General features: G+C 46.3%; 32 protein-coding genes. All 32 read left to right on the forward strand.

Annotated elements, in window-relative coordinates:
- The 32 genes from M1L66_RS01425 to M1L66_RS01580 all read left to right on the forward strand — a co-directional run bounded on the left by M1L66_RS01425 (window position 1) and on the right by M1L66_RS01580 (window position 24,900).
- On the forward strand, window positions 1-471 hold the full coding sequence (locus M1L66_RS01425; RefSeq protein ID WP_117471990.1) for a hypothetical protein: 471 nt from the start codon (window positions 1-3) through the stop codon (window positions 469-471).
- Window positions 472-514: 43 nt separating this feature from the next.
- Entirely contained in the window at window positions 515-820 is a 306-nt protein-coding gene (locus M1L66_RS01430) for a DUF3852 domain-containing protein (RefSeq protein WP_434694180.1), read from the forward strand.
- Between the two features lie 10 nt (window positions 821-830).
- Complete coding sequence (locus tag M1L66_RS01435; protein WP_117471986.1) at window positions 831-1,850, forward strand: DUF4259 domain-containing protein; 1,020 nt, start codon at window positions 831-833, stop codon at window positions 1,848-1,850.
- A 17-nt stretch (window positions 1,851-1,867) separates the two neighbouring features.
- Entirely contained in the window at window positions 1,868-2,770 is a 903-nt protein-coding gene (locus tag M1L66_RS01440; RefSeq protein WP_117471984.1) for a conjugal transfer protein TrbL family protein, read from the forward strand.
- Between the two features lie 15 nt (window positions 2,771-2,785).
- Window positions 2,786-3,160: a DUF7768 domain-containing protein gene (locus M1L66_RS01445; protein ID WP_117471981.1), complete on the forward strand. Its 375-nt coding sequence runs from the start codon at window positions 2,786-2,788 to the stop codon at window positions 3,158-3,160.
- Window positions 3,157-4,881 (forward strand): DNA (cytosine-5-)-methyltransferase, encoded by a 1,725-nt coding sequence (gene dcm / locus M1L66_RS01450; RefSeq protein WP_181968502.1) that lies wholly within the window; start codon window positions 3,157-3,159, stop codon window positions 4,879-4,881. Before M1L66_RS01445 ends, dcm begins: the two co-directional genes overlap by 4 nt.
- A 110-nt stretch (window positions 4,882-4,991) precedes the next feature.
- The gene (locus M1L66_RS01455; protein WP_117471979.1) at window positions 4,992-5,249 is read left to right on the forward strand and encodes a 4-oxalocrotonate tautomerase; all 258 of its coding nucleotides are present in this window, start codon (window positions 4,992-4,994) and stop codon (window positions 5,247-5,249) included.
- Window positions 5,250-5,410: 161 nt separating this feature from the next.
- Window positions 5,411-5,671, forward strand: a complete 261-nt coding sequence (locus M1L66_RS01460; protein ID WP_117471977.1) for a hypothetical protein — start codon at window positions 5,411-5,413, stop codon at window positions 5,669-5,671.
- Entirely contained in the window at window positions 5,668-6,267 is a 600-nt protein-coding gene (locus M1L66_RS01465) for a hypothetical protein (RefSeq protein WP_002593804.1), read from the forward strand. The genes M1L66_RS01460 and M1L66_RS01465 overlap by 4 nt, the downstream gene beginning before the upstream one ends.
- A gap of 17 nt (window positions 6,268-6,284) precedes the next feature.
- On the forward strand, window positions 6,285-8,114 hold the full coding sequence (locus M1L66_RS01470) for a VirB4 family type IV secretion system protein (protein ID WP_117471975.1): 1,830 nt from the start codon (window positions 6,285-6,287) through the stop codon (window positions 8,112-8,114).
- A gap of 15 nt (window positions 8,115-8,129) precedes the next feature.
- Complete coding sequence (locus M1L66_RS01475) at window positions 8,130-9,173, forward strand: amidoligase family protein (protein ID WP_244052304.1); 1,044 nt, start codon at window positions 8,130-8,132, stop codon at window positions 9,171-9,173.
- Window positions 9,174-9,244: 71 nt separating this feature from the next.
- Entirely contained in the window at window positions 9,245-9,709 is a 465-nt protein-coding gene (locus tag M1L66_RS01480) for a gamma-glutamylcyclotransferase family protein (protein ID WP_242990551.1), read from the forward strand.
- Window positions 9,710-9,762: 53 nt separating this feature from the next.
- Window positions 9,763-10,788, forward strand: a complete 1,026-nt coding sequence (locus M1L66_RS01485) for a C40 family peptidase (protein ID WP_279019812.1) — start codon at window positions 9,763-9,765, stop codon at window positions 10,786-10,788.
- 113 nt (window positions 10,789-10,901) lie between these two features.
- Window positions 10,902-11,180, forward strand: coding sequence for a hypothetical protein (locus M1L66_RS01490; protein WP_002593799.1), 279 nt, complete (start codon window positions 10,902-10,904; stop codon window positions 11,178-11,180).
- Window positions 11,181-11,249: 69 nt separating this feature from the next.
- Window positions 11,250-11,513 carry a DUF6103 family protein gene (locus M1L66_RS01495; RefSeq protein ID WP_055650613.1) on the forward strand — a complete coding sequence of 88 codons (264 nt, stop codon included), beginning with the start codon at window positions 11,250-11,252 and terminating at the stop codon, window positions 11,511-11,513.
- Window positions 11,514-11,920: 407 nt separating this feature from the next.
- Complete coding sequence (locus M1L66_RS01500) at window positions 11,921-12,334, forward strand: hypothetical protein (RefSeq protein ID WP_117471965.1); 414 nt, start codon at window positions 11,921-11,923, stop codon at window positions 12,332-12,334.
- Between the two features lie 155 nt (window positions 12,335-12,489).
- Window positions 12,490-12,909, forward strand: coding sequence for a nuclear transport factor 2 family protein (locus M1L66_RS01505; RefSeq protein ID WP_117471963.1), 420 nt, complete (start codon window positions 12,490-12,492; stop codon window positions 12,907-12,909).
- 195 nt (window positions 12,910-13,104) lie between these two features.
- Window positions 13,105-13,521, forward strand: coding sequence for a YjdF family protein (locus M1L66_RS01510; protein ID WP_117471961.1), 417 nt, complete (start codon window positions 13,105-13,107; stop codon window positions 13,519-13,521).
- 43 nt (window positions 13,522-13,564) lie between these two features.
- The gene (locus M1L66_RS01515) at window positions 13,565-13,885 is read left to right on the forward strand and encodes a TfoX/Sxy family protein (RefSeq protein WP_117471959.1); all 321 of its coding nucleotides are present in this window, start codon (window positions 13,565-13,567) and stop codon (window positions 13,883-13,885) included.
- A 24-nt stretch (window positions 13,886-13,909) separates the two neighbouring features.
- Entirely contained in the window at window positions 13,910-14,509 is a 600-nt protein-coding gene (locus M1L66_RS01520; RefSeq protein WP_117471957.1) for an alpha/beta hydrolase, read from the forward strand.
- 110 nt (window positions 14,510-14,619) lie between these two features.
- Window positions 14,620-17,496, forward strand: a complete 2,877-nt coding sequence (gene mobP3 / locus M1L66_RS01525; protein WP_117471955.1) for a MobP3 family relaxase — start codon at window positions 14,620-14,622, stop codon at window positions 17,494-17,496.
- Window positions 17,497-17,510: 14 nt separating this feature from the next.
- Complete coding sequence (locus tag M1L66_RS01530; RefSeq protein WP_412248262.1) at window positions 17,511-18,449, forward strand: DUF3991 and toprim domain-containing protein; 939 nt, start codon at window positions 17,511-17,513, stop codon at window positions 18,447-18,449.
- A 54-nt stretch (window positions 18,450-18,503) separates the two neighbouring features.
- The gene (locus M1L66_RS01535) at window positions 18,504-20,282 is read left to right on the forward strand and encodes a VirD4-like conjugal transfer protein, CD1115 family (protein ID WP_117471952.1); all 1,779 of its coding nucleotides are present in this window, start codon (window positions 18,504-18,506) and stop codon (window positions 20,280-20,282) included.
- A 15-nt stretch (window positions 20,283-20,297) separates the two neighbouring features.
- Window positions 20,298-20,561, forward strand: coding sequence for a helix-turn-helix domain-containing protein (locus M1L66_RS01540; RefSeq protein ID WP_002593789.1), 264 nt, complete (start codon window positions 20,298-20,300; stop codon window positions 20,559-20,561).
- Window positions 20,562-20,829: 268 nt separating this feature from the next.
- Window positions 20,830-21,000, forward strand: a complete 171-nt coding sequence (locus M1L66_RS01545; protein WP_181968292.1) for a hypothetical protein — start codon at window positions 20,830-20,832, stop codon at window positions 20,998-21,000.
- A 396-nt stretch (window positions 21,001-21,396) separates the two neighbouring features.
- The gene (locus M1L66_RS01550; RefSeq protein WP_434690441.1) at window positions 21,397-22,131 is read left to right on the forward strand and encodes a hypothetical protein; all 735 of its coding nucleotides are present in this window, start codon (window positions 21,397-21,399) and stop codon (window positions 22,129-22,131) included.
- A gap of 13 nt (window positions 22,132-22,144) precedes the next feature.
- Window positions 22,145-22,987, forward strand: coding sequence for a DUF2262 domain-containing protein (locus M1L66_RS01555; RefSeq protein ID WP_279019850.1), 843 nt, complete (start codon window positions 22,145-22,147; stop codon window positions 22,985-22,987).
- A gap of 31 nt (window positions 22,988-23,018) precedes the next feature.
- Window positions 23,019-23,297 carry a hypothetical protein gene (locus tag M1L66_RS01560; protein ID WP_117471944.1) on the forward strand — a complete coding sequence of 93 codons (279 nt, stop codon included), beginning with the start codon at window positions 23,019-23,021 and terminating at the stop codon, window positions 23,295-23,297.
- 21 nt (window positions 23,298-23,318) lie between these two features.
- A complete protein-coding gene (locus M1L66_RS01565; protein WP_117471942.1) occupies window positions 23,319-23,828 on the forward strand; it encodes a hypothetical protein in 510 nt (169 codons plus the stop codon).
- Window positions 23,825-24,058, forward strand: coding sequence for an immunity 17 family protein (locus tag M1L66_RS01570; protein WP_117471940.1), 234 nt, complete (start codon window positions 23,825-23,827; stop codon window positions 24,056-24,058). The genes M1L66_RS01565 and M1L66_RS01570 overlap by 4 nt, the downstream gene beginning before the upstream one ends.
- A gap of 13 nt (window positions 24,059-24,071) precedes the next feature.
- Window positions 24,072-24,272 carry a hypothetical protein gene (locus M1L66_RS01575; protein WP_117471938.1) on the forward strand — a complete coding sequence of 67 codons (201 nt, stop codon included), beginning with the start codon at window positions 24,072-24,074 and terminating at the stop codon, window positions 24,270-24,272.
- 40 nt (window positions 24,273-24,312) lie between these two features.
- A complete protein-coding gene (locus M1L66_RS01580) occupies window positions 24,313-24,900 on the forward strand; it encodes a hypothetical protein (protein WP_117471936.1) in 588 nt (195 codons plus the stop codon).
- The last annotated feature ends 2 nt before the right edge of the window (window positions 24,901-24,902 follow it).

The following is a 24,902-nucleotide window of genomic DNA, read 5'->3' on the forward strand; positions in this document are numbered from 1 at the left end:
ATGTCATATCAACAGACGGAGAAACCAAGGGGATTTTTGTATCATTACACAACCCGTGACCATTTGGAAGATATTCTGAGGGATGGCAGGATACGAAGGATGGGTGATAAGGAATGCTGGTTTTGTACATCTTTAGAGGATACACTGGAATTAATGCAAAAGACGGTGATGATGGAAGGGAAGCCTTACTATGGAGTTGGAGGAGTATTAAGGTATTATCCTGTATTTGTTCCGGAATCCTATGTGATTTTGAGATTGCAGCCACGTTTTCAAAATGGGGAATGGGTTCGGTGGAATCAGGAACTTCCACTAGATGCACCTACTTCTTTGCAGGAGGAGGCAAAGCGGTTTAGCAGTTTAAAAGTTGGCTTTCGGGGAGATCTAAAGTTTCAGGAACATCCGGATATTATCGAATTGGCTCCTCTTCTTGAAAGACAGCAAAGAATGGGGCTGAAACTCACACAATCTTAGTAGAAAGGAAAAATAAATGAGAACAAAGAAAATTTCAGCAGTTATGTGCATGGTATTCGTACTGGTAGTTTTGTTCTGCGTTCCGGTATATGCATCGGGCGATGTAGCCGGTGCGATTGAGGGAACTTGGCAGACGGCATCCCAACAGATTAAAACAGTTGTCGATCATGTTGTATTTCCCGCTATAGATTTGATCCTTGCCGTGTTCTTTTTTGGAAAACTGGGAACGGCATACTTTGATTATCGGAAGCACGGACAGTTTGAATGGGCAGCACCTGCAATTCTGTTTGCCTGTCTGGTATTTACCCTAACTGCACCGCTTTATATCTGGCAGATTCTTGGAATTTAGGAGGTATATCATGGGATGTTGGGGAATTACTGCGTTTGAGTCCGATGCTGGACTGGATGCCATCAGTCTCATACGGAAACATCTTCCGGAACAAGGGGATGTAGAACTCCGGCAGATGCTTGCCTGGCTGAAGGCAGATTCTTGGAATGCCCCTCCGGAAGTGTCAGAAGGGGTGTCTCATACAAGCCCAATGGCAGTGGCAGAACTAATTGTAAAATTCCAGGAGAAGGATTTTTCTGCACTGGATGGAATCAGGGGGGATAAGAAGTTTTCCTCCCTGTCTTCTTTTACAGCATCGAAAGAATCCCTTCAGTGGGTAAGGGAATATCTGTCGGAAACTCTTTTTTACAGCCGTAAATGTGCAAAAGAGCAGGAGAAGTCGGGAGTTTTGTGGTGCGGCTGGTTTCAGGAACGGGATTGGAAGCACTGGCAGGCGCATATGGAAAAACTGATTGGAAGGATGGATGAACTGCTTACAAGAGAGGGAGAAACAGTTGCATTATGGACAGGAAGCGTTTGCCAGAAGGTGGAACCGGGAAAAATGGCAGGAAAGAAAGAAGGGGAAGAACGTGAGAACCCACATAGGTCGGAGGAGGAAAGCATGACATTTTTTGAAAGGGAACTAAAAAAAATGTTTGGAACGGGAGCGAGCTTTTCAGAACCAAGGTTTGTTGGGAATTGTTGTTATGGAAGGCTGACGGATCAGATCCGTGTCAAAATCAACTTTCAGACAGGCATGGTTGCGGATCATTATGACCGATTGAAAGTGACCCTTTTGAATCGGAATGAAGGAATGATCGACAGCATGGTTGTGAAATTTAGAGATGTGTGGGGCCTGAAAAACACGACGAACCCTAATTTTCGTGATGGGGTAAATCCCCACATTTGGTCCTATGGAAAAGAGACCAGCTGGTATGTATATCAGCCCGGGAAAGAAGATTATAAAGTACTCAGCGAGGCGATAAAGACTTATTTGGAAGTGTTTCAAGAACCGGAGGAAGCTATGCAAATGGGACAGAAGATGTGTTAAGGGGAGGTGGTTAAAACTTGTTTATCTGGGATTTTGTTGCAGATACGGTTCTGGGACAGATCATTGACTGGCTGTATGGTCAGATTGTTGGATTTCTGGGAGATTTTTTCATGCAGATGGGAAGCATGGGGGCTGAACTGTTTGAAATGAGCTGGGTGCAGTCTGTCGTGCTTCTTTTTTCTTATCTGGCATGGGCACTTTATGTGACGGGAATCGTAGTGGCAGCCTTTGAATGTGGAATTGAATATCAGAATGGCAGGGGCAGCATACGCGACACGGCACTGAACGTAATCAAGGGATTCCTGGCAGCCAGCCTGTTTACTACTGTTCCAGTGGAACTGTATAAACTCAGTGTTTCCCTTCAGGGAAGTTTTACAGCTGGTATTACAGGATTGGGAGAAGATATTGGGACAGTTGCGGCAGGGATTGTGCAGTCTCTTCAGGATGCCGCCACCTGGCAGGAGGCTGCCGCATCAGGTGTTTTTGGTGGAATCGGAATGATTAGTAGCCCGATTTTTATGATTTTTCTCCTGATTCTCATGGGTTATGCGGTAATCAAAGTGTTCTTTGCGAACTTAAAACGGGGCGGGATCCTGCTGATTCAGATTGCAGTAGGGAGCCTTTATTTATTCAGTGTGCCAAGGGGATATATTGATGGATTTGTTGGCTGGTGCAAGCAGGTAATCGGTCTGTGCCTGACCGCATTTTTACAGGCGACGGTCCTGATCGCAGGTCTGATGGTCGTTAAGGATCAGGCACTGCTTGGTCTGGGGCTTATGTTATCGGCAGGTGAGATTCCGCGGATTGCGGGGCAGTTTGGGTTGGAAACAGGAACCAAAGCAAATGTGATGGGAGCAGTCTATGCAGCGCAGGGAGCTATGAACCTAACAAGGACGGTTGTGCAAGTGGTTTCCAAGTAGAGAGGACGGTGAAGGATGGAACACAACAAACTGGTGTATATTGCATCTCCGTATTCTGGAGATGTTGAGCGGAATGTAGCATTTGCAAAGGCAGCCTGTCGTTATGCCATGAACCAGGGGGTTACGCCAATTGCCTCTCATCTGCTATATCCGCAGATGCTGGATGATGGAGTCCCAGAAGAGAGAAAGCTGGGAACAGATATGGGGCTTCGGATTTTGAAGGTTTGTGAGGAAATCTGGGCGTGTGGAAGTGAACTGTCTTCAGGAATGGAGCAGGAAATCCGTGCAGCAAGGCAGCTCCGGATTCCGCTTAGACGGGTCAGCGAACAGGAAATTGGATGGGAACTGTGTGAAGTACCGATACAAAAGGGAATGGAGATGGGCGGATGATGACACTGGGGAGCCTATTTGATGGGATTGGAGGATTCCCTCTGGCGGCAGTTCACTGTGGAGGTGTGCCGGTATGGGCCAGTGAGATAGAACCGTTTCCCATGAGGGTAACCAAACTCCGGTTTCCAGATATGATCCATGTAGGGGACATTACAAAACTGGATGGAGCAAAATTGCCGCCTGTGGATGTAATCTGTGGAGGCAGCCCCTGTCAGGATTTGTCAGTAGCCGGATTACGGAAAGGATTGGCAGGGGAGCGCTCCGGCCTGTTTATGGACCAGGTACGCATAGTAAAGGAGATGAGAGCAGAGGATGAAAGACGAGGGGTATCAGATGACTTTATTCGACCTCGATACCTCGTTTGGGAAAATGTCCCTGGAGCATTCAGCTCCGCAAATGGAGAAGATTTCCGGGCGGTCATCGAGGAGATTGTCCATATCAAGGACAGTACCTGTCATGTGCCTCGACCTGACACCGGGCGCTGGGAATCTGCTGGGGCTGCCATTTTGGGAGATCAATTCAGCTTGGCTTGGAGAGTCTTGGATGCTCAATACTGGGGAGTCGCCCAGCGCCGCCGTAGAATCTTCCTTGTCGCAGATTTTGGAGGACTCACCGCACCAAAGATATTATTTGAGCAGGAACGCCTGCTTAGGGATCCTGCGGAGGGCCAAGGTCAGGGGAAAGGAGTTACCACCGCAGCTGGAAACAGCTCTGCGGATTCAGGCGGGAGTAGAGTAGCAGAGGAAAAACAGGTGGATATTTTTGCGTTCCATATTAATCAGAGGGAAGAAACGATCAACCTCAACGGAATATCCGGAGCTTTGATGGCAACGACCAATATGCAGATGCAGACCTTTGTGGCAGAGGGGATGAGGAAGTTTGAAAGTGCAGAAAAAAAAGAAGAGTGTCTGTGCCTCAATGACCAAGGAGGAGAGCGTATGGATGTTTCGGTCGATATAACAGCAACCCTGCGGGCAGGGATGAGTGGTCATCCGCCTCTGGTGATGGGCATCCAGCAGGGGAGTGCTGGGACAGAGGAAATTCCGGATCCAGCTCTTACAGAGGAGGCAGAAACCGGCGGGAACAATCAGCAGATTCTGTTTGAGAATCACGGGATTGATGCCAGATATACAGGTCCGCATGAGGTGGCCCCTACCATGTCAGCCCGGTATGGAACAGGAGGAAACAATGTCCCACTGGTCTCAGATATGCCGGAGAGTTATTGTATTGCCGGAAATATCATTGATCGGGAAGTACAAAATGGAGGAAATGGTCTGGGATGCCAGCCGGATATTTCCTATACTCTTACTAGTGCAGACCGTCATGCAGTGTTCAGCCGCCAAAGAAGTGATGAATTTCTGCAAAATCGGGTAACAGCGACTCAGAGTGCCAGACAGCATAAGGATGCTACGGATTTGGTGTGTGAGCCGTATCAGAATACGGTAGGAACCATTGGATATACAGATCATAAGGGGATCAATAATCAATATGTCAGCGAAGATAAATGTATTGTTGAGAACCGGAAATTGATCCGGAGGCTGACGCCTTTGGAGTGTGAACGGTTGCAGGGTTTTCCGGATCACTGGACAGATATCCCTGGTGCCTCGGACAGTGCCCGTTACAAAGCTCTTGGAAATAGCGTAGCGATACCGTGTGTGGATTTTGTTCTCCGTGGTATCGCTTATTTTTTGCGGAAGATGAAGGAGGAGAAAGAACCATAAGATTGGTAGTTCTGCTTCCGTTTTCAGGCAATCTTTGTTGGGTATCGTCATAGCTATCTCATCTCTTTATGGATATACTTGGCTTGTAAAAACGAGGAAAGGAGAGTCAAATGGAAGAGCGTAAGAAAAATTTATGCGCCATGATTCCAGAATCCCTGCATAAGAAAGTGAGGGAAGAACAGGAAGAATGGGGAATCAAGCTGAACGAGTATATGGAACGGATTCTAAAAGACCACTTTGAGAAGGGAGAAAGAGAGATGGCAAACGGAATCAGGACACTGGCATTTCAGGTATCAGAGGAGTTTTTTCAGAGGTTAAAAAAATACCTCAAAAAGACAGGACAGAGCCAGAAAGAATTTGTGATCTGACTGATTGAAGATGTACTTTCGCAGGAAGAACATGTAGTATCTGGAGAGATGCAGGAGACAGAGGGAAAGGCAGAACTTGAGGAAACTGAATAAGAGGAAGGATCGAACATACCGCCGGCAGAGCTTCATCATGCCGGCGGTTATTATTTGGAGGTGATCGGTTGTATATTTATCCGGACCATTTGAAATCAAAAGCAACACTTTGGTTATGGCAGCTTCGGGACATTGGGATTCTTGGTATTTGCGGATTGGTCTCCATTTTAGTAGCTACGCAGGCGGGATTTATGTTCCCTTGTGTTCTGACAGGGGTATATGGATTTCTGACGATCCGATTTGAAGATACCAGCATTCTGGATTTTGTCCGGTATGCCTGTGCGTATTTTTTTATGCGTCAGCAATTTTTTGAGTGGAGGTATGAATGAGCAGGGAGAAAAGAAAAGCGAAAAAAGAGGCAGAGAAGCGCCTCTCCACACGGCAGTTCATTGGTGCAAAGGAGATTACAGACTACAGTCTGGTGACCTACGGACAGGGGGAGCTGGTGTATTTTATTGTAAAACCAACGAATATTTCTGTTTTGTCCGAATCTAGTGTCGGGGCAAGAATCTATGCTCTTATGACTGTGCTAAAAGGAGTGGCAGAGATTGAGATGCTGTGTCTAAACAGCAGGGAAAGCTTTGAAGACAACAAGCGGTTTCTGAAAAGTCAGATGGAGCAGGAAGAGAATCCAGTCATACGCCGTCTTTTGGAACAGGATCAGACCCATCTGGACCGGATTCAGGTGCAGATGGCGACAGCCCGTGAATTTCTGATTATGCTGCGGTTAAAAGATGAAAAGGAATCGGATATTTTTCCGTACCTTTCCAGGATTGAAAAATCCCTGAAGGAACAGAGTTTTTCTGTTAAACGGGCAGATAAAGAGGATATCAAACGTATCCTGGCTGTTTACTATGAGCAGAACGTGACCACAGAGAAGTTTGAAGACTTTGACGGGGAGCGGTGGATCATACCAGAGATTTAGAGTGAGGAGGAGATGACTTGAAAAAAGGAAGAACAGCAGTTGATGACAGGGAAGATAATGTGCGTATCCAGGAATTTCTGGATATGATCGCCCCGTCTGTCATTAAATTTGAAACAGATCATTTTATTTGTGGTAACACCTATCGTTGTGTCTGGGCACTGCGGGAGTACCCGACTGCTACGGAAGAGCAGGCAATTCTCTCCCATTTAGGGGAGAAAGACGGTGTAACCTTGCGGATCTATACTCGTCATGTGACACCCGTTGAGGAGCGGAAGATCATCAGCAATGCAGCCAACAAAAACCGGATGGATCGGAGCAATACCAGTGATTTACAGCAGACCGTTCTGGCTGAAAGTAATTTACAAGATGTAACTACCATCGTAGCCCAGATGCACCGCAACCGAGAACCCCTCCTCCATACGGCAGTATATCTGGAGTTGTGTGCCCATGATCTGGAGCATTTGAAGCTTCTTCAGACAGAAGTACTAACGGAACTGATCCGGTCAAAATTGAATGTAGACCGACTGATCCTCCGTCAGCAGCAGGGGTTCCGGTGTGTAATGCCAAGCGGTTATAACCTGTTTAAGGATCAGTTTGAGAGAGTGCTTCCGGCCAGCAGTGTGGCGAATCTGTATCCCTTTAACTATTCAGGAAAGACGGATCCTCACGGGTTCTATATTGGGAGAGATAAATTTGGGAGTAATGTACTGGTGGATTTTAACCGGAGAGCAGATGATAAGACGAATGCCAATATCCTGATTCTGGGAAACAGCGGACAGGGAAAAAGCTATCTGCTTAAATTGCTGCTGACGAATTTAAGGGAGTCCGGAATGCATATCTGCGCTCTGGATCCGGAAATGGAGTATGAAGATCTGACCAATAATCTGGGAGGGTGTTTTATCGACTTAATGAGCGGGGAGTTCATTATCAACCCTCTGGAACCGAAAACCTGGGACGAAGCGGGAAGCCCGGAGGATCTGGATGCACCTCAGACCTTTCGCATCCGATCCAGATTATCCCAGCATATCAGTTTCTTAAAGGACTTTTTCCGAAGCTACAAGGATTTTTCCGACAGGGAAATTGATGTGATTGAGATCATGCTGCAGAAGTTATATACCAGATGGGGGATTACAGACGAAAGTGATTTTGAATGCCTGGTTGCGGAGGATTACCCGGTTCTCTCCGATCTTTATGCGTTCATTGAGGAAGAATATCAGGGATTTGACGAAAACAGAAGACAGCTTTATACAGCAGAAATGCTTCAGAGTATTCTTCTTGGGCTGAATTCTATGTGTGTGGGAGCTGAGAGCAAGTTCTTTAATGGACATACCAATATCACCGATGATGGCTTCATTACTTTTGGGGTAAAAGGACTGTTACAGGCCAGCAGGAGCCTTAAAAATGCATTGCTTTTTAATGTGCTTTCGTTTATGAGCGATGTTCTTTTGACACAAGGCAATACGGCAGCCAGCCTGGATGAGTTTTATCTGTTCCTTTCCAACCTGACTGCAGTAGAGTATGTTAGAAATTTTATGAAGCGTGTGCGAAAAAAAGATTCTGCAGTTATCATAGCAAGCCAGAACCTAGAGGATTTTAATCTGGATGGCGTGAGAGAGTATACCAAGCCGCTGTTTTCCATCCCGACGCATCAGTTTCTGTTCAATGCGGGGAGCATTGATGCCAAGTTTTATACGGATACCCTGCAGCTGGAGGATAGTGAGTATAACCTGATCCGGTATCCACAAAGGGGAGTTTGCCTGTATAAATGTGGAAATGAGCGGTATAACTTAATGGTAAATGCCCCGGAACACAAAGCCAGACTGTTCGGAAAGGCAGGAGGACGTTAAAAGGGGAGACTATGAATGGAGTTAAAGGAGCAGAAATTTGGCATTGAGATTGAGATGACCGGCATTACCCGTGCGAAAGCGGCTGAGGTAACGGCAGAGTATTTTGGAACTAGAGTCAAATATCTGGGAACCTATTACGATACCTATGCAGCCATTGACACGGAGGGGCGGCAGTGGAAATTTATGAGCGATAGCAGTATTCACGCAGAACGGAAGGTAAATGGAAGCAGGGTAAATGCTGATGTGGAATACCGGACAGAGATGGTAAGTCCAATCTGCCGCTATGAAGACATTGTTACCATTCAGGAAATTATTCGGAAACTGAAAGAGCATGGTGCCCTGACAAACAAGAGCTGCGGAATCCATGTGCATATCAATGCAGAGCCGTTTGATGCCAGAACTCTCCGTAATATCACCAATATCATGGCATCCAAGGAAGACTTGATCTATAAAGCGCTTGGAGTGTCTGTGGAAAGGCAGCATCGTTGGTGTCAGCCGGTGGATACACGATTTTTGGATGAGTTAAACCGGAGAAAACCTAGAAGTATGGAAGCTGTAGAGCGGATCTGGTACAACGGAGAGAGCCGGAGGGATGCGCATTATGATGATAGCCGCTATCATTGTCTGAACCTTCATTCTGTTTTTCAGAAAGGAACTGTGGAATTTCGTCTGTTCAATGGGACGCTTCATGCAGGCAAGATTAAGGCCTATATCCAGTTTTGTCTGGCGATTGGCGCCCAAGCGCTGAATCAGTCCTGTGCCAGCAGAAGAAAAACTCAGACCAGCAATGAGAAGTATACATTCCGCACTTGGCTTTTACGGCTAGGATTAAATGGAGAAGAATTCGCCACAGCTCGTCAGCATCTGCTGGCAAATCTGCCGGGCTGTATTGCCTGGAAGGATCCGGCTCAGGCGGAAGCACAAAAGGAAAGAATGCGACAGAAGCGGGAGAAGGAATTGGCAGAACGGATCCAGAGACAGGAAATCATTCATCCAATTGAGGAATTAGAATCAGCTGGGGAAGCACAGGAATCCCCGGCTTTTTGTATGCGAATGTGACAGGAGGAAGCAAATTGAAAGGAAAACAAAGACTTTATATTGCCTATGGGAGCAATCTGAATCTGGAGCAGATGGCATTTCGTTGTCCGACTGCGAAGGTAGTAGGAAAGAGTGAGTTAAAAGATTATGAACTGTTATTTCGGGGAGGCCGCAGGGGAGCTGTGGCAACCGTAGAACCTAAAGCAGGGAGTACTGTGCCGGTGCTGATCTGGGAGATCCAAAACAGAGATGAGGCATCGCTGGATCTTTATGAAGGGTATCCCAATTTGTATGGGAAGCAGATGCTGGAGGTTGAACTGGATGGAAAAACTGTTCCGGCCATGGTTTATGTGATGACACCAGGGCATTCATTTGGAATTCCCTCTGACCATTATGCCAATGTAATCTGGCAAGGGTACGAAACGGCAGGGTTTGAAACCCAGTTTCTGGAGGACGCAATCGAACATGCTTATCAGCTTGTACAGAAACAGGAAAGAGAGGGATGCTTCTATCAGCAGAGCCTGTTTCATATGGGGGGCTATGATGGAATGAAATAAATCCTGATGCGTCAGATGAATATCTCGATAAAAAGTGTGGAAGGAGTGATTTTATGGCCGTCTCAGCTGCCGCTGTGACAGCAAAACTGGTAGCGCTTACCCTCTCTGACCGGAATGGGCGGACTGTGTTTTTTTCTGTTATTGCAGCATTAGTAACCCCTGTTATTTTAATTGTCACCATGATCCTGTGCACGCTTTCTGGGACTGCAGACCATAACATTTCTGCTGTCCAGCAGTCCTTTCATGGGGGGTATTTGTCCTCAAAGGTGCCAGCAGAGTATCGGATGTACATCGAAAATATGCAGGACAGTTTTGAAAAACTGGATGGGGTGTTAAATGAAATCAATGGTATGGCAGAAGCCGAAGAAGTAGATCCCTACCAGGTAAAAGCGATTTTTTATGCCCTGTTTTTTGGTAAGGAGCACCCTCGGATGGATGAGGGGGACTACCGGGCATTCGCAGATTGTTTTGTAGAGTATGAGGAGAGAGAGGATGAAGAGGGAGAAACCTATACGGTTGCAATTCCAATCCAAAGCCTGAATATGGTCTATGGAAATCTTGCTGCAGAATTAAACCAGGAGGTTTCTCTGGAAGATAAAACGAATGTACAGCGCATCTATATGCTGGCAAAATACGGTGTGAGTGTACCGGGTGGAAATGGTCTTCCTCCCGGACAGGCTATGGGAGATGGGAGTTTTTCCGCGCTGATGGCAGAGGCAACCCGTTATATTGGTTATCCCTATGTATGGGGCGGTAGTTCTCCAGATACCAGTTTCGACTGCAGTGGATATATCTGTTGGGTCTACACGAGATCCGGGGTGTATCATCTTTCTAGAACAACAGCTCAGGGGATTTATGACCAGTGTGCGATTGTGTCAAGAGAGGAAGCTAGACCCGGAGATCTGGTGTTTTTTACGGGAACTTATGCATCTGCAGGGGCGGTCAGCCATGTGGGGATTTATGTTGGAGGCTCTAGGATGCTGCATTGTGGTTCGCCTATTGGCTATGCGGACCTTACTTCTCCTTACTGGAACAGCCATCTGTATGCTTTTGGAAGGCTGGCAACTATTCCGGAATGAGACAGCTAAAAATGAAATTTGTGCAGATTTGCCTGGACAGTTTATGGATATGTGATATCGACTTTTAGAAAAAAGTTCGGTATTGTGTGTGGCTGAAAGGAGGGAAGTAACCGATGGATGAGATTATGGATCAGTTAAATCAGGTAATCGAAGAACGAGTTCTGGAGTTGAAGAGGAAAAGTGAAGAGGACAAGGTTCCCGCTTATTGCACAGAGACCAAGGAGCATGTCCTCCGCATGGATCGAATTCTCAATAGCCTTTCAGAGGATGACCGACAATGGTTGGACGACCAACTTATGGCTAAAATGGATATACCGGAACAGGAGCGTCTGAGGTATTATAAGGCAGGTCTTGCAGATGCCATTGAACTAATCCATTATTTAAGAACCTGATGAAACGAGATCGGGCGGCTGTGTGAGCAGCCGCCTGATTTGCTTTCTGAAAGAAAAAGGAGATTTGAAATGAGAAATACTACGATCAATGTCAGTTTTAACACAGAAAAATTGGATGCGTTAAAGTTCCATATGGAAAAAAGGGATACCGATCTTCAGGGGGAATTAAATGATACAGTACAGAAACTGTATGAAAAATATGTCCCACAGGCTACCCGTGAATATATTGATGACAAGGTGGCAAGAGAAATATCCGCCAGAGAACGTACCCGGAGAGCTGATCGGACTGCGAGACGGGAGGAGTCCCAGCTGGAAGAATCAGAAATCGTATGATAACCAGAAAAAAGGAAACGGAATCCCCAGTCATCCATGACATCCCCGTGTAGCCCCCTGTGTGCCCCTGTGTCGGGCTTTGGACAGCTAGGTGGCATCGTGGTACCCATACGAGGATTTTAAGCGGTGTTGGGCAAATGTGAGAGAAGGTTATGGAAACAGCAAGAACACGGGGGAATACGGGATTCTTGAGTGGTTGGCTGGGTCGAAACGTGTGCAGGTTAAAGGGGGTATGCTGCTTTTGGCAGCCCACCCCTGGAAAACACCGACCGGCAAAGCCGTTCGGAAAATCTGGTTTGAATACTTTTGGGGAAGGCGGTCGTAAGAATGGTGCTGGATTTTTGAAAGTGGCAGAATTTTGGAGGAAATGAGAGAGATTTTGTGAATACCAGGGTTAGGAGGAAACGATGGGAAGCGAACATACGAAAGTACGTGCGGGAATTTATGTCGAAAAGGAAATCTTAAACCAGGCAGATGGTCTGTTAGAGACAGCCAATGTGCGTTCCCGGAATGAATTTGTAGCAGAAGCGCTTAAATTCTATATAGGGTATCTTCTTGCAGGAAAAGCAGAAAATTATTTTTTGCAGTCGTTGGCTTCTGTGCTTACGGGAACCATTCAGGATAGTGAGAACCGTCTGGCCAGAATGGACTTTAAGATAGCAGTGGAATTGTCCAAGCTCTCACAGGTAATTGCCTACACTCATGATGTGGATGAAGAATCTTTAAACAGGCTGCACGCAAAATGTGTTGATGAAGTGAGGCGGATCAATGGAACTGTGAAGTTTGAAGATGCGTATCATTATCAAAAGCGGGATGTGTAGATATTGTTGGAAAAGAAAAGATGGAAAGAAAATTTATATGTACTTCCCTCTGGTTGTGTGATGAATTTTCAGAAGAGATAAAATATAGATTTGTCCTTTACGATGCAACAGCTCATCGATTATAATATATAAGAAACGAATCGAGGTGTAGAATTTTGAATGAGAGAGAACAAATCATTCAACTATGGTTCAAAATGTGGCTTACACAACAGGATCTTGGTATGGATGACATTTTTGCGGAAGACGTGATTTATACTGAAAGCTGGAGTCCAAAATATAATAACCGTCAAGTTGTAAAACATTGGTTTAATGAATGGAATACACGTGGCAAGGTGATGGAGTGGAAGATCAAGCAGTTCTTTCATAAAGATAACCAGACGGTTGTAGAGTGGTATTTTAAAAATGAAATGAATAATGGGAATATAGAGGAATTTGACGGAATGTCCTTGATTGTATGGACAGCAGATAATAAAATAAAATCATTAAAGGAGTTTGGATGTAACTTAAACAGTTATAATCCTTATGAGGATAGTGATACGCCTAAATTTAGAGATGAAAAGGCGAGTTGGTTTTAATTAGAAACAGAAAAATTATATGTGTTAATCTGGCCGAGGAGGCTTGATTATAAAAGTAAAGATAAAAACGCAACGTATGCAGTGATGCATACCAGAGCCGGTAGGTAGCCCGGCCGTCCTGCATATCAGGGTAAGTAACCTGCCCCTCCGGGTTGTCCATTCTTTGCTCATTTCAATCATTAAGGAGGGATTGCCATGAGTATAAGGACAGGCAAGCTGACAGTGTTTTTTGAGGAACCATTTTGGGTAGGTATTTTTGAGAGAGTTGAAAATGGGAAACTTTCCGTTTCCAAAGTAACATTTGGAACTGAACCAAAGGACTATGAGATTTGGGAGTTTGTGCTAAAGGAATATGATCGTTTGCGATTTAGTCCATCTGTGGAGGTTACTGAAAAGGAACTAACAAAAAACCCAAAGAAGCTCCAGCGTGAAATTCATAAACAAATGTTGGATAGGGGCGTTGGAACAAAATCTCAGCAAGCACTAAAGCTGCAGCAGGAACAAAGGAAACAGCAGCGTAAGTCTAAAAGCCGGGAAGACAAATTGGCAGAAGAGAAAAAAATGTTTGATTTAAAACAAAAAAAGAAAAAAGAGAAACATCGAGGACATTAAGAATGTAATGTATTCTTACACAAAATTTGGTTTGAGGTAAACGATGGCATCAAGCAAAAATTATTTACAATTTATTTTAGAGCAGCTGTCCGAGTTGGATGAAATTACATACCGTGCTATGATGGGAGAATTTATTATTTATTATCGTGGCAAGATTATAGGAGGTATTTATGATGACAGACTGCTTGTAAAACCTACAAAGTCAGCAATTGCCTATATGACAGATTCGGTATATGAAGTACCTTATGAGGGAGCAAAAGAGATGCTGCTGGTAGAGGAGGTTGATCAGAAAGAATTTTTGACAGGACTGTTCCACGCGATGTATGATGAACTGCCGCTGCCCAAATCCAAAAAGAAAAAATAGGTATTGTGAAGGGAAAACAAATAAATGGACAAGGCAATTTTGTATATACATGGTAAAGGTGGAAATCCGAAAGAGGCAGAGTATTATAAAGCGCTCTTTGAAGAATATGATGTAATTGGTTTTGACTATTCCTCACAGTCACCTTGGGAAGCGAAAAAAGAGTTTCCCGGATTGTTTGACAACCTATGCGGAACATATGAAACGGTAACAGTGATTGCGAACAGCATTGGTGCTTTCTTTGCTATGAGTGCTTTGGCAGACAGCAAAATAGAGAAGGCATACTTTATTTCTCCGGTTGTAGACATGGAGAGATTGATTCGGAATATGATGCAGTGGGCGAATGTGACCGAAGATGACTTGCAGAAACAGAAAGAAATCCCGACATCCTTTGGAGAAACACTTTCCTGGGCTTATCTTTGTTATGTGAGGGAGCATCCTGTTACCTGGACTGTTCCAACGCACATTCTGTATGGAGAAAAGGATAACCTGACATCGTATGAAACAATAGCTGAGTTTGCAGATAGAATCGGAGCAACACTTACAGTTATGGAAAACGGGGAGCACTGGTTTCATACGAAAGAGCAGATGGACTTTCTTTCTGACTGGATCAAGCAATGTACATGATATGTTCAAATGTTGAAACTATGTAACGGAAGAAGATGTGATAAAAAGTAAAAGGAGCCATGGTGTGTGATAAGCCATAGGTTCCTTTTTGCTTTCTAAAAAGGAGTAACATGGCAAAACTTATTTTTACTTCCCGATATTTAAAAGATGCAAAACCATCTCAGAAAGAAAATTATGTCCATTACATTGGAACGCGGAAAGGGGTAGAGAAAATTGATACAAGTAAAAAGCACCTCCCAGCAACGGTGAGTCAAAAGAAGTTAGTGCATCAGCTCCTGCAGGATTTTCCGGCGACAAAAGAAATGCTGGAGTATGAAGATTATCAAAGAAAACCAACAATCGAAAATGCCTCGGAATTTATTTCCTGTGCATTGGAACAAAATCTTGATATAGCAGCGACGCGAAAAAATTATGTGGATTATCTGGCGCATCGTCCCCGTGTAGAAAAGATTGGGGAGCATGGCCTGTTTACAGATGAGGGAGAACCGGTGGTTCTTGGACAGGTGCAGAATCAGGTGGCAGATCACAAGGGAATTGTGTGGACACATGTGATTTCCCTTCGGCGCGAGGACGCAGCCCGGTTAGGGTACGACAGTGCTGTTCAGTGGATGGCATTGCTGCGTTCCAAACGGGCAATGCTGTGTAAGCATATGAAAATTGACAGCGCCAATCTGAAATGGTACGCTGCATTTCATAATGAAAGCCATCATCCTCATGTTCATCTATTGGTGTACTCAGTAAAAGATGGAGAAGGGTATCTGACAAAGCAGTCGATTGAGGCCATGCGTTCTGAGCTGGCACATGATATTTTCCGTCAAGATTTTGCAAATATTTATGAGGAGCAGGCACAGTCTCGTATGGATTTAAAGGAACGGTCGGAAGTTGTAATGAAAACATGGATAGATGAAATACGGGCGGGGACGCTTAAGAGTTCGGAAATTGAAACCAGTATGATGCAGCTTTCTAAACGGCTGCAGAATACAGGCGGGAAAAAGGTTTATGGCTACCTGAAGAGAGATGTGAAGGATCTGGTTGATCATATCGTAGATGAGTTGGAGAAAGATGACCGGGTGTCTGCCCTGTACCGGGAATGGGGGCTATGGCAGGATGAGATTGTGAAGACCTACCGAAAACAGACGGAAGAATTACCGCCTTTATCAAAACAGCCTAAATTAAAAAGTATCAAAAATATGGTGATTGCAGAAGCATTGAGGCTTGGCAGTCATCATTTTTTGTTTGAAGAGAATGAAGATGGATACTCAGAACCAAAGGACGATTTTTTTATACAAGAACCAGATCCGGTAGCAGAGCTGACAGGGGAACTAGATTCGGACTATGCGGAGGAGGAACTCAAGCAAGAGCTTTTTCCTAATGGCAGAAAAGAAAAATCCAGTTCCAACTGGTGGACAGATGGATATATACAGGCTAGGAATTATTTGTATGGCAGCGATTCTACATTACAGGATTTTGAAAAGGCATATCAGAAGTTCCTTCAGGAAGCAGAGCAGGGGAATGGGTTTGCCATGCACGACCTTGGCCGGATGTTTGCGGATGGCTTGGGACGGGATGCGGATGTGGGGCTGGCACAGAAATGGTATGAGAAAGCATTGGAAGCATTTCTTGTAAGAGAAGAATCCGTAAAGAAAAAGGAGAAACCATATCTGCAATATCGTATTGGGAAAATGTATGCTTCTGGTTTGGGAGCAGAACAAAATTATGAAAAGGCGGCACACTGGTTTTCTCAGGCGGCTGCAATGGACCATAAGTATGCCCAGTATTCTCTGGCTGGGCTTTACCGACGGGGACGGGGGGTGGAGCAAAATGATATGCGGGCATTCTCTTTATACAGGAGTTCGGCAGAACAGGGAAATCCTTATGCCAGTCTGGAACTGGCAAAGATGTATCGGGATGGTCTTGGTACAGAGCCGGATCCCAAACTAGCAGAGAGAGGATTTCAGGATGCGTATTCCGGTTTCGTGATATTGGAAGAAAAAAGTCATGATGATAAACTGCAGTACCGAATTGGTCAGATGCTCCACACAGGAACGGGAACCGAAGCGGATGATAAGAGAGCAGCTGAATATTGGGAAAAGTCTGCCAAGCTTGGAAATACCAATGCTCAGTATGCACTCGGAAAACTCTGGCTGGAAACGGGAAGTGGAGACAGCGGCCAGGCAGTGGAATGGCTTACAAAAGCAGCAAATGCAGAGCACTCAGCTGCCCAGTATGTGTTGGGGAAATTATACCAGGATGGTGTGTATTTTAATAAAGATATGGATCAGGCCATGAAATGGTTCCGCTCTGCAGCAGAACTTGGAAATGAATATGCTGCATATCGGATGGGATGTTTGTTGCTTTTGGGGGAGGAAATACCGAAGGATGTGGAAGCGGCTGTGAAGTGGCTCAGTCTGTCAGCGGAAAAAGGAAATCCGTATGCGCAGTATCGGCTTGGAATGCTATATCTCAAGGGGGAAGAGTTTTCTCCCCAAGTGGAAGTGGCAATGAAATGGCTTCAACAGGCAGCGGAGCAGAAAAATGAATGGGCCTTTTATCAGTTAGGGAAGTTATATCTTTCAGGAGAACATGTAACGAAAAATGTGGAAACAGCAGTACATTACCTGGGACTATGTGCGGAAAAAGGAAACCAGTATGCTCAGTATGCGTTGGGAAAGTTATATCTCTGTGGCAGAGATGTTTCCCGTGATCGGGAAAAGGCAGTGGAATATCTGACAGCATCGGCAGAACAAGGAAATCTGTATGCCAGTTTTTTACTGGAACATCTGGATGCATATCAGGATCCGTCCTTGTTTCTGGCAGCAACCAGACTGCTTCATCATCTGGAAAAGCTGTTTTGCGAAGAAGTACAGAGACCAATGGAAATGAAGCGGTATCAGATTGACCGGAAACGACGCAGGAAACTGTCAGAGAAAAAGCAGGCTCAAGGACATCATAGGGATGATCAGGAGCCGGCACAAGGTATTTATTGACGAAGGAGGATGGCATGGGAGAATTTGTTTATTTTACGGAAGAACAGAAACAGAGGGCCAATGCGGTGGATCTGGAAGATTTTCTTTCCAGGCAGGGGGAAAAGCTGCTTCGTTCTGGAAGAGAAAAGCGCCTGGCCAGTGATCACAGTATTACAGTGAGGGGAAATCGATGGTATGATCACGCGACAGAAAAGGGAGGCTGTGCCATTGACTTTGTGCGGATGTTTTATAACCAGAGCTTTCCGGACGCAGTTACAATGCTGCTTAGCGGAGAACAGGGAGTTGCATACCAGGAAAGCGTGAATCAGCAACCAGAACCGAAAAAGCCATTCGTACTTCCAGAAGCGAACCAGACCATGCACCGTGCTTTTGCGTATCTGATAAAGACAAGGTGTGTGGATCCTAAAGTAGTATCTGTATTTGCAGGAAAACACATGATTTATGAAGATGTCAAATATCATAATGTTGTGTTTGTGGGTTTTGATTCAGATGGAATTCCACGCCATGCACATAAAAGGGGAACCTGTCAGAAGGGACAACCATTTAAGGGGAATGTAGAAGGATGCGATCCAAGGTACAGTTTTCGTTGGGTTGGGAAGAGCAATACCGTGTATGTATTTGAGGCACCGATTGATATGCTGTCTTTTATTTCCATGTATCAAAAGGGGTGGATGGATCATAGTTATGTGGCACTCTGTGGGGTGGCAGAACATGCGTTGATGCAGCTTTTGAATGATGCACCGCACATCTCCCAAATTGCTTTATGTCTGGATCATGATAAGGCGGGAATCCAGGCAAGGGAACGGATAAAGAAAAACCTGCCTGAGCGGGGATACCATATGGTATTCTCGCTTTTTTCAAATCTTAAGGATTGGAATGAGGATCTTCAAGAACTGAAGAAGCCACCGCCGGAATATATGAACAGACAGCAGACAGTTATACAGATGATGTGAGAGGAGGGGAGTAGGATACAGGGAGTCATTATATTTATTTGTATAGGTTTGGGGATGTTCGCTGTAATCGGCAGTCTGGTAATGATATCAAATCATTATACCTTAAACGGAATTAAATCGAGAACGGTAGGAGACGGGCAGTATGGAACTGCACGGTTTGCAACGGAAAAGGAAATACGGGAAACGTATGCTCATGTACCATATGAACCGGAGCAATGGAGAGCAGGAAAGCGTCTACCAAAAGAGCAGGGGCTGGTAGTTGGATACAAAAAGAAAGGAAATTCCATCACAGCACTGGTAGACAGTGGAGATATTCACTGTCTCATGATCGGGGCAGCAGGAGTGGGTAAGACCGCAAACTTCTTATACCCCAATATCGAATATGCCTGTGCTTCTGGAATGAGTTTTCTCACCACAGACACGAAGGGCGATCTGTTTCGTAATTATGCAGGTATAGCCAAGGAATATTATGGCTATCGGATTTCCATTCTGGATTTACGAAATCCCACCCGTTCTGATGGCAACAATATCCTGACGCTGGTTAATAAATACATGGATGAGTATTTAAAGAATCCTGAAAATCTGGCAGCAAAGGCAAGAGCAGAGAAGTATGCAAAAATTACAGCTAAAACAATCATCTGCTCTGAAGGGGCTTCTGCCAGCAGTTATGGACAAAATGCTTTTTTCTATGATGCAGCAGAAGGTTTGCTGACTTCTGTGATTCTGTTGATTGCAGAGTATTGCCCGCCAGAGAAACGCCATATCATTTCTGTGTTCAAGCTGATTCAGGATCTTCTGGCGCCATCCCCCGTGAAGAACCGGAGCCTGTTCCAGTTACTTATGGATAAGCTACCACCTACTCACAAGGCGAAGTGGTTTGCAGGAGCAGCTTTAAATTCTGCGGATCAGGCAATGGCCTCTGTGCTATCCACAACCATGTCCAGATTGAATGCGTTTCTGGATTCTGAAATGGAACAGATCCTGTGCTTTGAGAGTACCTTGGACACGGAAACATTCTGTAGGGAAAAGTCAGCAATTTTTATTGTGCTGCCGGAAGAAGATAACACGAAGTATTTTATGGTATCCCTGTTTTTACAGCAGCTTTACCGGGAAATGTTGACGATTGCAGATGAACATGGAGGAAAGCTGCCCAACAGAGTCATGATGTTTGCGGATGAAATCGGAACCATACCGAAAATTGAATCCATGGAGATGATGTTTTCTGCAGGCCGTTCCAGACGGATCAGCATGGTTCCTATCATTCAGAGCTTTGCGCAGTTGGAAAAGAATTATGGAAAAGAAGGTTCCAGTATTATCATCGATAACTGCCAGGATATTTTGTTTGGAGGTTTTGCACCAAACTCAGAGAGCGCAGAAATCTTATCCAAAGCATTGGGAAACAGAACGGTGTTGTCTGGTTCTATATCCAAAGGAAAAAATGACCCCAGCCAGAGCCTGCAGATGATGAGCAGACCATTAATGGCGCCGGAGGAGTTAAAGACATTGCCAAAAGGGAATTTCATTCTTGCTAAGACGGGGGTATGCCCTATGAAAACAAGACTTCCTTTGTTTTTAAAATGGGGTATCCGGTTTGAGGAGGTTTATGAAGTCCCGGAACAGGCAGCAAGAGAAGTTGTATATGCTGACCGATTGGAATTGGAGGAGGAAATAGTAAGGCGGTCTGATTTTGATGAGGAAGATTTATGGAGGGGATCTGTTGAAAGCGGAAAGTTGGAGGAGGCTTCTTTTTTAGGAGGAAAGGCTCATGGAGAGACAGCGAAGGAAAAACAGCATAAGGCAGCTACTCGAAGACCACCTCTTAGAACCGATTAGCAGAGAGGAGAACAGATGGCTTATTTTTCTAAAATTTATTCTTCAGATCTGCCCCATCGGGCTAAAGCTGTGTATATGTATTTGAAAGACCGGAGTAATACAGACGGACAATGCTATCCTGCGATTGGTACTATCGCAAAGGAATTAAACCTATCACGGAGAACTGTAGAGCGGGCGATTCAGGATCTGGTAAAGGCTGGGCTTATAAAAAAGGAACAGAGGTGGCGTGAAAACGGAGGAAAAAGCAGTCTTTTATATACGCTGATAGACAGCAGCTAGAAGATACGCCACCAAGGGATCAGTTTGTTTTCTTGGTGGCATATGGGATATGGCAATATGACATATGAAGAGAAGGTATCACTTGAAGAAATATAATAATCAGAGAAAAAATTAGACAGTTATCTATAAAAAAGGAAGGTGGGTGTGAGGTTAATGCGTATCAATTTTTGGTGAATATAAAACAACTTAGGGTAAGAAAAATATTCCCGAATAAAACAATATGTGGTATAATAAAAAACAATGCTATGTGAACAAAAAGGGTGCTGCGATGAAACAATATATTGGACAGCAATTTGCTGCTTTAAGATACGAAAAAAATATTTTGGTTGTTGAAGAAACTACATCTGCTGGTGGATGCGGCTCCTTCAACGCGGCTTCTTCATGTCCTGCGTCAGCCTGTCTTTATGACAGTGCGGCGTGGGGCTTTTTTATTGCCTGAAAGGAGTATGAGAACATGAGTCTGAAATATACCTGCCCCAGCTGTGGAACCCCCTTGGGTTATGAGGGATTGTGTTGGAAATGTAAGTGCGAGCAAGAACGGCAAGCTGCTCTTGCCTGGACGCCGGAACAAATCACGCAGAAACAGAAAAACCTGATCCAGAACATCCAGAAGCTGGCTGATATGGAGGACCCGGAGTTCACCGACTTTTGGCAGCTGCTTGGCTACCATGATGCCATCACCCCGGAGATTCAGCAGGTGGCACTGGCCGCAGAGGTGTTTTGGCCCTGTGAGCTCTACTACCACGCGCCAGAGGATGTGCGGGACGCTTTAGTTGCTGCCCTGCTAAAAGCAGAATACTCTCGGAATGCCGCCGACCTGATGAGTTGCCTTGCTATGCAAGGAGATGACAAGGCAATGGAGACTCTGCTGGAGCTGGAGCGAAATCCCCGGCCCTGGCGCAAGGGTCTCTATGTAGACTCATCCAGCTATGCGCAGATCGGAGGCTGGACCTTCGACAAGGAGGGCCAGAGAATCCAACTCAACTTCGACACCTGCTATCCTATGGTCAAGGGAACCACTGGCGAGAAATCTCCCATCCGCATTGGCCGAGCACGGGAGGACACCTGTCCCCACTGCGGCGGACACATGGTGGATATTTTGGTGCTGGATGGCCGGGATGAGCGGCTGAAATTCCTGGGGCTGGACGGCATCCTGACCGCCACCTGCTGCCCCAACTGTGTGGGATTTTTGAAAGGCCCCGCCTTCAACCGCTTTACTCTGGACGGCGGCGTGGAGGTCTTTCCCTCCGAACTCTTTGATGGTGCGGAGAAGACGAAGTGCTATGTTCGGCCCGAGGACTACAAGGCCCTCACTGAAAATCCCTTTGTGCTGGGCAAGACGCCGGTACCCTTGTTTTACGGCGCGGCCTGTCAGGATGTGAACACCATCGGCGGCTTTGCCAACTGGGTGCAGGACGCGGAATATACGACCTGTCCTCACTGCGGCAAGCCCATGAAGTATCTGGCCCAAATCCAGTGGGATACGGTGTTTGACTGTGCGGAGGGCACGCTCTATGTGGAGTTCTGCCCGGACTGCCATATCGTGTCCATGCAGCACCAGCAGACCTGAAAGGGAGAACGCCATGAAAAAGAGAACGGTTAAGGACTTTATTGCTCTGTACGCCCCGGAAGATGAGGAAAAGCTGGTACTGATTCAGGACGGTATCAGCGCGGATAAAACTTTTCTGGATACCTTCTGGGCGGCGCATACCCATGTCCTCGCAATGGCAGATGTCCAGACTGGACAGGTGATCTCCGGTCGATGCTACCTGAGCTGGCCGCTGACGGACAAGGAACGGGATGCCGGTGACTATTCCAAGCGGTTCGCCAAGGGCCAGATATACCGGATCAAAGCCCGCGGCTGGAAAGGTGATGCCCTCAGTGAACCCCAGTGGTATGTCACGGAAGTGTTGGAGGAAGGTGTGTCCTGTCCGGCACTGGAGGAAATCTGGGCGGAATATACAAAACCCATTCTTCTGAAAGATGAAGTGCTGGGAACCCTCACGCTGGATCGTGAGATGAGCACATTCGATGGGACCTGTAAGTGGATGGGAAAAGAAGTCCAGATCTCGTTGGATGTGGAGATTGAAAAGAAAGCGTCCTGGACCCGCGTCACCAATGTGATGAAAAAACTGCTGGCAGATCAGGAAGTCTGGGATAAATCTCTGCGAACTATGGCTGCCCAGAAACTCACTGCTCAGGCCAACGAATGGCTGGCCGACAATGACCAGACTGACCGAAACCCGGAGAAAGACCCCATCACCGAGGATGAGTTCGCCCGGCGCATCCTGCTCACCGAGTTTACAGTATCTCCTGGTGGGCGTTTTACCGTCTGGTATGAGGACGACGATATGTTCTGGGGCCATGTGGTCACTGTGGATGGGACACTGAAAAAAGGCCCTGTTGACGCTGATATACAGGGCTGACTACAACCGTTTATGGAAGGAGGTGCCCATTATGTGCGAGCACTGCCGAAACATTCAAATATGGAGAAAATTTGATGCCCCCAAGGACTACCTGGCCTGTATTGCTTATATTCAGCAGTTGGTGGGACAAGGCGAATTTGAACTGATAGCAGAGGACTCCACCTGCTCGCTGGAGAAGGTAAAGACTGAGGATGGATGGGCAGACGAAATTATGGCTCACATGATTAGGTGCAAGCACTGTGGCCAGATCTTCACCTGTGTGGTCAACACCTGGCGAGGCAGTGGACACTTCAAAAAAGGCAAGGGATAACACAGAAAAGGCGGTGAAACGATGAATCGGACAGAAGAAATAAAGCTGCTGGAGCAACTCGAACAGTGGAATAGCAAGGACGAGTATTCCCAGTGCATCCAGGCCATCGAAGCTATCCCGGAACAGGAGCGGGGCTATTTGCTGACCGTCAAGCTGAGTCGGGCTTACAGCAATCTGGCGGTTCTGGGAGATCATGGAGTGCATGGGACCGACGGTGAAGTGGACGAGGATCTCATCCGACACGCCATTGATCTGCTGGAGTCCGTCCGCACCCAGGGAGAGAACGACCCTTACTGGAACTCCCGGATGGGCTATTCCTGCCTGATGGCATACCGCTCCGCAGCCACCGCCTATGAATACGCAAAATGCTGGCTGGCCCTGGCCCCGGATGACCCAGCCGCCCAAAAGCTGGTTCGGGACTGCGAGGAATATCTGGAGGAGGAAAAAGCTCTGGAGCTGGATTTAAAAGAGCGGGAGGAAATCATCCGAAAGGAAACTCCCGATGATGTAAAGGGGGGTATCTGTAAATGAACAGTGGACAGATCACAGCATTTTTGCAAGAGCATTGGTACATTGCCTGGGTGCTCATCGGGGCCGTGATTTTAATTGGGGCGATCCGCAACTGGAACTGGCTCTGCGACCCCACTGGTACGCGGGATGCTCATCGACACAGCAGAGGATACCGGCGTGTGGTTTTCTTTCTGCTGGGTGTCCTCCTGATTGTGGTGAGTATCTGGGGATTTGTGCTGAAATTGAAATAGGAGGAGCAATCCCATGACCCAAGAAGAACAGATCCGACTCTATCGGCTGATGGAAAAACTCAACTGGTTTTTCCACCAAGAGATGCACTACCTGAATAGAGATATTGCGGAAAAGACCGCACGGGAGTGTTACCCGGAGATTCGGGATTTTACATACGATATTTTGTGGAATGACCTGCCCAAAGAGGTGCAAGAACAACTTGAAGCAGATTAACCCCCAATGACTTTGTACTGGCTCAGGAGGTGGAACTACAATGTCGATCACTGCTTATAAAATAGAAGCCGTCGGCCATGACCGAACCGGCGAAGACTATGGCTATGTAAATATCATGTACCGCTACGGCAACAAACAGCCCTGCCCCCGACCGGATCAGTGCGAAAAGATGGAAGTCATGTGGGCGAATGAGAGCGTCTATGGACCTCCTGCCCCCGGCAGCAAGGTGGGGGATTCTATACAGACATGGCTGATGGGCTCCTGGAACTGCGGCGTGTTTACCCACTGGGAGATCGCCCAGCGGCTGATGGATGCCTTCACTGGCCTGAAACTCAAGGAGCTGGAATGGTTCGAGAACCCCAGAGAAAAGACACTGAAAAACGGCAAACCCCGTGCGCGCCGGGCCAAGTGGCTGCCGGAGCGGGAGGCGGATTTGGTCTATCTCTACGCCGACCACTACATTGACGCCAGAAATCCGACTCCCGCAGAAACCGACTTTTTCACCGTCACAAGGATGGACGCCTGGGGCGTGAGCACCTGGTTTATGTGTACCCCACAGGCCGCTGAGAAGCTGATCGCCATGGATTACGACAATCTGGCCGTCAAGGAAACCACCATTGTGGGATAGGA

Origin of the sequence: Hungatella sp. SB206, from assembly GCF_051132295.1 — a bacterium.
Taxonomy (GTDB): domain Bacteria; phylum Bacillota; class Clostridia; order Lachnospirales; family Lachnospiraceae; genus Hungatella; species Hungatella effluvii.

Bases quoted from the DNA above. Each gene is read 5' to 3' on its own strand.
- M1L66_RS01475 (WP_244052304.1), top strand. From the start codon at position 8,130: ATGGAGTTAAAGGAGCAGAAATTTGGCATTGAGATTGAGATGACCGGC.
- M1L66_RS01510 (WP_117471961.1), top strand. From the start codon at position 13,105: ATGAGTATAAGGACAGGCAAGCTGACAGTGTTTTTTGAGGAACCATTT.
- M1L66_RS01500 (WP_117471965.1), top strand. From the start codon at position 11,921: ATGGGAAGCGAACATACGAAAGTACGTGCGGGAATTTATGTCGAAAAG.
- M1L66_RS01490 (WP_002593799.1), top strand. From the start codon at position 10,902: ATGGATGAGATTATGGATCAGTTAAATCAGGTAATCGAAGAACGAGTT.
- M1L66_RS01575 (WP_117471938.1), top strand. From the start codon at position 24,072: ATGACCCAAGAAGAACAGATCCGACTCTATCGGCTGATGGAAAAACTC.
- M1L66_RS01580 (WP_117471936.1), top strand. From the start codon at position 24,313: ATGTCGATCACTGCTTATAAAATAGAAGCCGTCGGCCATGACCGAACC.
- M1L66_RS01480 (WP_242990551.1), top strand. From the start codon at position 9,245: ATGGCATTTCGTTGTCCGACTGCGAAGGTAGTAGGAAAGAGTGAGTTA.
- M1L66_RS01535 (WP_117471952.1), top strand. From the start codon at position 18,504: ATGTTCGCTGTAATCGGCAGTCTGGTAATGATATCAAATCATTATACC.
- M1L66_RS01495 (WP_055650613.1), top strand. From the start codon at position 11,250: ATGAGAAATACTACGATCAATGTCAGTTTTAACACAGAAAAATTGGAT.
- M1L66_RS01540 (WP_002593789.1), top strand. From the start codon at position 20,298: ATGGCTTATTTTTCTAAAATTTATTCTTCAGATCTGCCCCATCGGGCT.
- mobP3 (WP_117471955.1), top strand. From the start codon at position 14,620: ATGGCAAAACTTATTTTTACTTCCCGATATTTAAAAGATGCAAAACCA.
- M1L66_RS01550 (WP_434690441.1), top strand. From the start codon at position 21,397: ATGCAAGGAGATGACAAGGCAATGGAGACTCTGCTGGAGCTGGAGCGA.
- M1L66_RS01515 (WP_117471959.1), top strand. From the start codon at position 13,565: ATGGCATCAAGCAAAAATTATTTACAATTTATTTTAGAGCAGCTGTCC.
- M1L66_RS01455 (WP_117471979.1), top strand. From the start codon at position 4,992: ATGGAAGAGCGTAAGAAAAATTTATGCGCCATGATTCCAGAATCCCTG.
- M1L66_RS01430 (WP_434694180.1), top strand. From the start codon at position 515: ATGTGCATGGTATTCGTACTGGTAGTTTTGTTCTGCGTTCCGGTATAT.
- M1L66_RS01570 (WP_117471940.1), top strand. From the start codon at position 23,825: ATGAACAGTGGACAGATCACAGCATTTTTGCAAGAGCATTGGTACATT.
- M1L66_RS01425 (WP_117471990.1), top strand. From the start codon at position 1: ATGTCATATCAACAGACGGAGAAACCAAGGGGATTTTTGTATCATTAC.
- dcm (WP_181968502.1), top strand. From the start codon at position 3,157: ATGATGACACTGGGGAGCCTATTTGATGGGATTGGAGGATTCCCTCTG.
- M1L66_RS01445 (WP_117471981.1), top strand. From the start codon at position 2,786: ATGGAACACAACAAACTGGTGTATATTGCATCTCCGTATTCTGGAGAT.
- M1L66_RS01435 (WP_117471986.1), top strand. From the start codon at position 831: ATGGGATGTTGGGGAATTACTGCGTTTGAGTCCGATGCTGGACTGGAT.
- M1L66_RS01520 (WP_117471957.1), top strand. From the start codon at position 13,910: ATGGACAAGGCAATTTTGTATATACATGGTAAAGGTGGAAATCCGAAA.
- M1L66_RS01530 (WP_412248262.1), top strand. From the start codon at position 17,511: ATGGGAGAATTTGTTTATTTTACGGAAGAACAGAAACAGAGGGCCAAT.
- M1L66_RS01565 (WP_117471942.1), top strand. From the start codon at position 23,319: ATGAATCGGACAGAAGAAATAAAGCTGCTGGAGCAACTCGAACAGTGG.
- M1L66_RS01545 (WP_181968292.1), top strand. From the start codon at position 20,830: ATGAAACAATATATTGGACAGCAATTTGCTGCTTTAAGATACGAAAAA.
- M1L66_RS01465 (WP_002593804.1), top strand. From the start codon at position 5,668: ATGAGCAGGGAGAAAAGAAAAGCGAAAAAAGAGGCAGAGAAGCGCCTC.
- M1L66_RS01485 (WP_279019812.1), top strand. From the start codon at position 9,763: ATGGCCGTCTCAGCTGCCGCTGTGACAGCAAAACTGGTAGCGCTTACC.
- M1L66_RS01560 (WP_117471944.1), top strand. From the start codon at position 23,019: ATGTGCGAGCACTGCCGAAACATTCAAATATGGAGAAAATTTGATGCC.
- M1L66_RS01555 (WP_279019850.1), top strand. From the start codon at position 22,145: ATGAAAAAGAGAACGGTTAAGGACTTTATTGCTCTGTACGCCCCGGAA.